This window comes from Robinsoniella sp. (genome assembly GCF_034124845.1).
This window is the reverse complement of the sequence record NZ_JAWYAJ010000280.1, coordinates 1-7459: the sequence shown is the minus strand read 5'-3', so window position 1 is coordinate 7459 and position 7459 is coordinate 1. Positions and strand designations below refer to the sequence as shown.

The 7459-nt window shown below is 41.2% G+C and carries 7 protein-coding genes; 1 reads left to right on the top strand and 6 read right to left on the bottom strand.

The genetic code is table 11. The annotated features are described in order from the left end of the window. Positions 1-1088: DUF1002 domain-containing protein (locus ACH2DQ_RS13645; RefSeq protein WP_395027097.1), on the bottom strand; the 1088-nt coding region annotated here is incomplete at its 3' end. A 290-nt stretch (positions 1089-1378) separates the two neighbouring features. Here ACH2DQ_RS13645 and ACH2DQ_RS13640 point away from each other — a divergent pair. Further along, positions 1379-1870, top strand: a complete 492-nt coding sequence (locus ACH2DQ_RS13640) for a QueT transporter family protein (RefSeq protein ID WP_394911232.1) — start codon at positions 1379-1381, stop codon at positions 1868-1870. 104 nt (positions 1871-1974) lie between these two features. Here ACH2DQ_RS13640 and gnpA read toward each other — a convergent pair whose 3' ends face one another. From gnpA to ACH2DQ_RS13615, 5 genes are all read right to left on the bottom strand, one after another. After that, positions 1975-4131 carry a 1,3-beta-galactosyl-N-acetylhexosamine phosphorylase gene (gene gnpA, locus ACH2DQ_RS13635; RefSeq protein ID WP_394911231.1) on the bottom strand — a complete coding sequence of 719 codons (2157 nt, stop codon included), beginning with the start codon at positions 4129-4131 and terminating at the stop codon, positions 1975-1977. A gap of 39 nt (positions 4132-4170) precedes the next feature. After that, positions 4171-4350 (bottom strand): DUF6903 family protein, encoded by a 180-nt coding sequence (locus ACH2DQ_RS13630; protein WP_394911230.1) that lies wholly within the window; start codon positions 4348-4350, stop codon positions 4171-4173. Positions 4351-4363: 13 nt separating this feature from the next. Then, on the bottom strand, positions 4364-5248 hold the full coding sequence (locus tag ACH2DQ_RS13625; protein ID WP_394911229.1) for a carbohydrate ABC transporter permease: 885 nt from the start codon (positions 5246-5248) through the stop codon (positions 4364-4366). Between the two features lie 14 nt (positions 5249-5262). Then, entirely contained in the window at positions 5263-6162 is a 900-nt protein-coding gene (locus tag ACH2DQ_RS13620; RefSeq protein ID WP_394911228.1) for a carbohydrate ABC transporter permease, read from the bottom strand. Positions 6163-6259: 97 nt separating this feature from the next. Continuing rightward, a partial coding sequence (locus ACH2DQ_RS13615; protein WP_395027093.1) for a carbohydrate ABC transporter substrate-binding protein occupies positions 6260-7459 on the bottom strand: 1200 nt, incomplete at its 5' end.

The following is a 7459-nucleotide window of genomic DNA, read 5'->3' as shown; positions in this document are numbered from 1 at the left end:
CCTATATTTGTAGAAGACTCAGAAGATTTTATGGTCTCATTTTGTGTCTCTTTGTTTGTATCAAAAGCTGGTTGTGTTTCTAAATTTGTTTCTTGATTCTCTCCTTCTGTAGATGGATTAGCCTGATCATTTGTTGCATCCCCTACAACGTCTCCCAGTATAGAATCGTTGGTGTTATTTAAAATATTATCCGGAGCAAGTGTCTCGGATTCCTGATTTTTTTCATCTTTATCAAACAGATTGGAAAAGAAATTTTTAATGGAATCCCATAGCTTAGAAAAGAAATTTTTCTGTTCTTCCGATGCGTTGTCCAAAGCAGCTTTTACATTATTTTCTACTCTGTTTAAAGTATCTTTTAAAGACTCATAGTCATAATCCTGGGCACCGATTTTTTCCATCAATGCCGTCAGGGAAGCTACCTGATCTCCGGTAAGTGTGACGGAGGCTTCACTTGCTGCTTTTTCTACAATCCCTTTAATTTCTTCCGGGCTTGTGACCTCACCTTTGATGACTTCCATCTTTACACCGTTGATCAGCTGGATTGCTTTATCTTTTCCAATGGTATCTCCAAGTTCTCCGGTCTGAATCAATTCATCGGTTGCAAGCTGTTTTTTATCCTCACTTAATGTTCCATCGGAAGCTTTTTCATAAGCTTTTAAAATTCCCGTGAGTGCTCCGGTCCCGGATACTTCAATGGGGCATGCTGCAACCACATTACAATTTGTGATCCCGGCGGTTGTCAGTGTGGATGCAATCATATTGCTGGTAACCCAGGTGAGGTTCGCGGTTTTTACCTGAATGCCCCCGGAAGTTGTGGGTTCAATATAAGAACAGCTGTAAGTCCTGGTTCCAATGACCTCTTCGGAAGCAATCCCTTCCAGATACTGGCGCTCTTCTGTATTATTAACTTCGATTACCTCAACCGCATTTTTCTCTACTCCAAAGTATTTAAACATGGTATCTTTTTGTTCCTGAGATAAGTTTGACCCAAGCGTTACCACCTTACTGCTGTCTGCAAAGGCGGTGATGGACACCAGACACGACAGGCAGAATGCCGCCGCAGTCATTTTAAACAATTTTTTCTTCACGTTTTTCCTCCAATCCGGAACTTTCGTTCCCTGCATCTTAATGAAAACATATCCGTCCCAGAAAGGGATGTCTGCTTTCAGATGTCCATTATTGTACCATATTTTGTGAATATTTACTATCATCTGGTTTATTCTTAAGTTTTCCGTAATAAAATTGTTTTCGCTTGACCCCTTCCGGGAAAATTATCTTTTCATTTACCTGCAAACGCGTTATAATACCAGAGGACTGTAAACTACAAAAATGAGTTCGAAACCTTCCTCATTTAAAACAAAACTAAAGGAGAAAATCTATGAGAAACAAAAAAGTTTTATTTATGGCACAGGCATCCATCATTGCTGCAATCTATGTGGTGCTGACCGTCCTGTTCGCCCCATTCGGATTCGCCAGTATCCAGGTCCGGATTTCTGAGGCACTTACCATTTTGCCTTATTTTACTCCGGCTGCAATTCCGGGATTATTTATCGGATGCATATTCGGCAATCTGATCAGCGGAGCAATTCCCATTGATGTGGTATGCGGCAGCCTTGCAACACTTCTTGCTGCATATTGTTCGTATTTACTCCGCCGCAAAAAGTTTCTGGTACCACTTCCGCCCATCATCGCCAACACTCTGGTCGTACCCTTTGTTCTTTATTATGGATACGCCATTAATTTACCAATACCGCTGATGATGCTTACGGTTGGAATCGGAGAAATTCTCTCTTGTGCTGTTCTTGGGCTGATCGTCCTAACGGTACTGGATAATTATAAACATATTATTTTTCGAAAATGGGTCAGTTAGAGTAACAGTTCAGATCTGTCTAAACTGTTACCAGTTAGAAGATTATATTTTCCGAAACATGCAGAAATACATAAAAAGAGCCGGTAAGGGCTCTTTTTATATGCTTAAATCTTATACCATTTTATTTCATTTGCTTCCATACTCAGGTTAAAGCTGCTTCCGTCACCCAGATAAACGATGGTTTCCTGTGGTTCATAAGTATTATTGACTACACAGTATTTTCCATTTTTAATATAAGCATGTACTTCTACATTGTAATTGCTGCTGAACCATTTATGGATATTTTCTTCATCATGGGTACTCCATAAAATAGAGCGGTAAAGCATACGGCTGTTTTCAAAGCTGTAAGGAAGCCCGCTGATATAAACGGCACGGCCCTTTCCGAATTCATTTACTGCCAGCTGCACTTCTTTTTCTCTTTGCACAAGTACCTGGGTTCCTTCCATTGCAAAGATATTTTTCTTGCCTTCGCCAAAGTTAATTTCTTCGCCGGAATCTTCCATAATAAAATGTTTGTGGTTTTCCCAGTTGTATTTATCATAACCAAGCGTAAAGCCGCGTTCCTCTTCTACACCGAATACATTAGCCAGCTGGATGAAGCGACCGTTTTCCTGATGTCCGGAAGGTTCGCCAACACCGATGATTCCCCCACCATTGTATACAAACTTTTTAATGGCAGAAGCAATTTCCGGATCACACCACCATTCGCCGCCGGTATGTGCCGTATCCGCATCACCGATGTTCAAAATCACATCAATGTCACTTAAGATTTCCGGATTTTCTTTGATATCCTGGAAGCTGATAAACTTCACATCAAATGGCGCACCAGCCAGTGCTTCGATTACTCCGGCATAAGAATAATTCTGTTTGTAGTAAAGTGCATGATGTACCATATGGCATCCCCATGCTCTCATCTTACCCCAGCAGTTTAAAACTGCTACTTTTTTGATGCAATAAGGAACCGTGCCTTTGATATTTTCATAAAGTGTCCGGAACTCTTCACAGACATCTTCCACATAATCTACAAAATCAGGAAATTCCAGTGCCAGCTTCAGATATCCGCCATAACCGATACGGTCAACCGGCTTTCTTAAAATAGCACGTCTTGCTGTTACCCAGCCTTCTTTTGCTTCCTTCACAGGATCTTTTCCTTCACAGAAAGTATCCGGGAAGAAGTAGGGCAAAAGTCTTCCTTCTGTATATTTCACACCTTCGATATCACTGATCAGGCGAAGGGTAGAACCATTTCCCACACTGCCCACTACTGCATCCAGCCCCAAAGTTTTAAATTCTTCCATAAATGGTTCGGTTCCGATCCAGTGATCACCTAAGAACATCATTGCTTCTTTGCCGCATTCATGGGTAAGTTCAACCATTTCCTTTACAATTTTAGCAACTTCCCTTCTCTGGAATGCCTGGAAATCCTGAAATTCCTTTGTGGGAATGCGGTACTGGTTATTATAATAACCCTGGTCAATGATATATTCCGGGCGGAACGGATAACCCATTTCCTCTTCGAACTGTTCCAGAATATAAGGACTTACCGAAGCGGAATAGCCATACCAGTCAACATATTTTTCTCTTGCAAGTTCATCAAAAACCAGGGTGAACTGATGGAAAAATGTGGTGAAACGAAGTACATTCACGTATGGATGCTCTTCAATAAACTTTTTAAGCCTCTCTAATGTGTAAGCATGTGTCTTTGGCTGTCTGACATCAAAGGTTATCTGATGCTCCACATCCTTCCAGTCATTTGTAACTGCATTGTACATATGTACCGGATCCCACATGATATAAGCCAGGAAGCTGACGGTATAATCATGAAACGGAACAGCCGTAAGTGTTACATCTCCTGTCTTTTCATCATAGCTCCAGTTATCTGTGGAAACCGCTTCTCCCGTGGTCCGGTCGATTACTTCCCACCAGCGTTTGATATCATCTCTGCAGTTGGGTGTCAGCATATCCGGATACAGGCCTTTCATCAGGTGAATGGACAGCTGCGTTTCCTCTGCTGTGTAAAACGGTGTCATCAGATACATCTGCTGTATCTCTTCCGGGTTTGCCATTGCCCAGCTGTTATCTTTACGGGTCGTATAATATGTAGAATAAATTTTAGCATCTACATCACGAAGTTCTGATGGAAAATCTGTTCCGTCACAATCCCGGATTGCATCTGCTCCCCAGCGTTTCATAACCTTTAGAGTTTCCGGAATTACATCTATGTCGGTTGGTATCGTAACACGACCTTGCTTTTGGTTCATATAATAAGTCCTCCTAAATCATGTGAAGCCTGCGCTCCGTTATTTATATTTTCTGTTATAAAGCCAAAGTAAGAAAACCAGCCCAGCCAGACCCACCAGCATCATACACAACCAGGGTGCGCCTACATTTTTCTGACCAATCACAATCAGTGATACGCAGACTACAAAAATAATGAAGACTACTATGCCGGAGATTACTTTTTTTGTTGTTTCATTCATAATATTATCCTCCTTATCCTTTCAGGCCGCCAAGCGTCATTCCCTGGGTCAGCTTCTTCTGGACACACATATAGAGAACCAGTGTCGGAACCATAACGATTACAAGTCCGGCGTACATCTGACCGTACTCTACGGCTGATTTCTGTGCAGCCATCAGGTTCATAAGACCTACCGGCAGCGTTTTGATTTCCGGTTTGGTAAGCAGTGTCATGGAAATAATATACTCATTCCAGAATGCAAGGAAGTTAAATAAGATGACTGTTACAACACTTGGTTTTGCCATAGGCATGATAACCTGTACCATGGTGCGGCAGTAACCTGCGCCATCTACGTATGCAGCTTCTTCATAATCTTTTGCCAGAGATTTAAAATATCCTGACAACAGGTATATGGTAAAGGGCAATGCCGTCGCCGCATAAACAACGGATAAAATAAATAGGTTATTCAGGAAAAATGGGTGTCCGAGGATTCCACGGACTACCTTATCCCCATTATTCAGCATTAAGAAAATCGGTACTACAATGTAGTTAACATTTATAAATAATCCAGCCATGAAAATTACATTCCAGAATGCACTGGATTTAAATTTAAATCTGGCAAGTACATATGCAGCAGGAAGTGCGATTACTACCAGCAGCACAATTGCAACTACGGTAACAATTGCCGAATTCAGCATGTAAGAGCCCATGTTGGCTTTCTGCCAGGCATCCACAAAGTTCTGCAGATGTATGCCTTCCGGAATCGACCATGGATTTCCGTAAAACTCGGAATTCTGCTTAATAGAAGCAATAAATACCCAGGCAACCGGAACGATAATTACGATTGCTAATATTGTCAATACAATATAGATGACCGCTTTATAAACTTTTGAACCACTTGATTTCTGATCATTTTTCATTCCAATCCACCTCCTTAAAATTCCAGTTCTTCACGTTTTGTTACCCCATTCAGTACTGCAGCCAGTGCAAATGAGAACAAGAATACCATAACGCCGATGGCCATACCATATCCATAAGATGAATTCGTATATGCCTCCTGGTACATGTAACTTAAAAATACGCTGGATGCTCCGTCAGGACCGCCATTCGTCATTGCTCTTACGAACAGGAAACTCATATTGATGGTACTGATAATGAAAAAGGTAAGCGTTGTACGGATATTGGTCCAGATAAGCGGAAGGGTAATGGAGAAGAATTGTGTAATACGTCCGGCGCCTTCCAGGCTTGCTGATTCGTATAAGCTCTCTGGTATATTTGCCATACTCGCCATATACATAACCATATAGTAACCAATTGCCTGCCATACCATTGCAATTACGATACTATAAATTACTATTTTCTGGTTTCCCAGCCATAATGTTGGATTATCAACACCAGCCTGTCCTCTGAATAAATTCAAAAACGAATTTAACAAACCAAGATTCGGATCATAGATTGCTGAGAATATGGCACTGATAACAACGACTGACAGGATATTAGGTATGTAAAAAATTACTCTGTAGAAATTTTGTCCCTTAATCTTTTCACGGGATAACATTGCCGCAAAGATCAATGAAAGAGAAAATGTGACGATGGTTACAAGTACAATTAATAATACTGAATTTTGAAATGCCTGATAGAACTTATCGCTCTGAAACAGCTTTTGAAAATTCTGAAGCCCCACAAAAGTTTTATCGTCTGTATATCCGCCCCATTTAAACATGGACATCCGGAATACGTCAATCGTAGGAATAATCATAAATATTATAAACAGGATTACGGCGGGAGCTAAACAAAAAAATATGAATCTCCCTCTCCCTCTTCTATTTTTCATGGCTTCATCTCCAATTCTAAATTTACTGCAGGAATACTGCCTGATAAAAAACAGACGGTGAACATTCATTCACCGTACTGTCTTTTCATTTTGAATGTTACTTTAAAGCTGCACGCAGCGCGTCGCTGTCCTGTTTCACCTGAGATACCCAGTCATCAAGTGTCTTATCACCACTTACCAGTGAGTTGATCGGATCAAAGAATGTAGTACGAACTGTGATACCTTCTACCGGATCAGTTGTAGCGAATGCATCCATAACAGCTACTGCACCTGTATCGTAGATTGAGTAGTAAAGTTTAGCATCGCCGTCTAATTTATCTGCCATACCCTGGATTGGCTGAACTGCTCCGCCTTTTTCAGCGAAGATTCCTGCAGCTTCATCTGTGTACAGATATGCGATAAACTGTTTTCCAAGATCCTGGTTTTCTGCTCCCTTAGGCATCCAAACCTGCTCGAAGAATGTGTAAGAAGCGCGTTCTCCACCGTCTTTTACAGCTGGAAGTGCTGTGAATCCCCATTTGAATCCATCTGCACGAGGTGCGTCAGCCATTTCACCGATTACCCAGTTACCGTTTGGCATGAAGATTGCTTTGTTGTCCAGAATCATCTGCTGATTCTTACGGAAATCATTGTCGTTGGCATTTGCTGGTGTTGTTTTTTCTGTGTAAGTTGCCAGTTTGCCAATGATGTCAAATGCTTCTTTTGCTTCTGCTGTATCCCAGATACCTTCTTCATAACGAAGAGCTTTCTGGAAATTGTCGTTACCCATTGCTTCGTGTAAAAGAGCATAGAAGAATGCATCAAAATATCCTGCTGTAGGGTATGTAAATAATGAAATGCCTTCTGCTTTTGCTTTGTCGCCTAATTCCCACATTTCATCCCATGTAGCAGGAACTGTCCAGCCTTTTTCTTCTAAGAGGCCTTCATTGTAGAATAATCCGCAAGGACCATAGAACATAGGCATCAGATAAGTTTTGCCATCGCCGTAAGGATTTGTGATGGAGTTGTCAACGAAACCTGGAAGAATCTTATCACCAACGGTTTTGTCTTCGCCAGGAACGGTCATTGATAAAACATCTGTTAAGTCTACAATATTATTGTCTTTAATAAATGTTTCTGTCAATGCGGATTCGCCGCCAACAGGACGCATGATGACATCTGGGTAATCTCCGGATTTCATTGCCGGTGTGATAATGTCTTCTAATTTCTTGTCAATAGTTAATTCAACTTTGACACCGGGATTTGCTTTTTCGAAAGCTGCACAAACTTCTTTCCACATATCTTGTCCATATGCGGT